This window comes from Brachybacterium sp. JB7 (assembly GCF_003335205.1).
Lineage (GTDB): Bacteria > Actinomycetota > Actinomycetes > Actinomycetales > Dermabacteraceae > Brachybacterium > Brachybacterium alimentarium.
This window is the reverse complement of the sequence record NZ_QPGN01000068.1, coordinates 1-230: the sequence shown is the minus strand read 5'-3', so window position 1 is coordinate 230 and position 230 is coordinate 1. Positions and strand designations below refer to the sequence as shown.

1 protein-coding gene is annotated in these 230 nt (G+C 52.2%); it reads right to left on the bottom strand.

Annotated elements, in window-relative coordinates; translation table 11 throughout:
* The coding region (locus tag CIK81_RS17965; protein WP_147272384.1) for a PASTA domain-containing protein at positions 1-221 on the bottom strand (221 nt) is incomplete at its 3' end.
* Positions 222-230 lie beyond the last annotated feature (9 nt).

Sequence of the window (230 nt, the reverse complement as noted above, 5' to 3'; positions counted from 1 at the left end):
ATGATGTTCTTGCGGGGCAATTCCTTGCCAGCGGCGGGGGAGGAACTGATGACCTCACCCTTGTCCGACGATTCAGAATAGGCCTGATCAGTTTTCAGATCCTGGAAACCGATCTCGTTCAAGACTGTGGTTGCTTGCTCCAGGCTTTTGCCCGTGAGATCTGGAACCTCAAAAAGCTCAGGCCCTTGGGAGACGATCAGATCAACGCCCTGGAATTTCATGATGTTCTC